We start from the raw sequence: 452 nt of genomic DNA on the forward strand, positions 1-452 counted from the left end.
TTTTGTCTTTTGGTAGATTTCTATTGCTGTAAAATGTTATAATGTGTTCAGTGTTAGCGGTTGTGGTAATGGAGGAGTTTGCCCCTCCCCCGCTTTCACTAAACTTTTTAAAACTACTAACCGCCCTAAATTTATTTCCATCTTTATCTATCCATTCATAAATCCTGCTTCCGTCTTTGTCGATAAAAGGCTCTTTGTGTTTTTGTAAATATTGCCTTATGTTTTTTCCTAAATTCAATAATTCATCATTTGAAATATACCCCTCTTGTTTGGTGTCTAGCGTATGCCCTAGTTTTATGTGCTTTGCGCCCTTATTTTTATTGCCTCGTGCGTATCTTATAGCGTTTTCGATAGAATCTAAATCGGTCTTTATGTAAGTTGCTATTTTATTGTTGTAAGTTACATTATAAATCCCGCGTTGTTCTTTGTGGATTTGCTTTTGTGCGGGCGTG

1 pseudogene is annotated in these 452 nt (G+C 35.8%); it reads right to left on the minus strand.

The features are described 5' to 3' along the window. Nucleotides 1–452 (minus strand): annotated as a pseudogene (locus ACWIUO_RS13885) (helicase C-terminal domain-containing protein); the annotation flags it as partial.

Source organism: Helicobacter sp. T3_23-1056, from assembly GCF_053654535.1.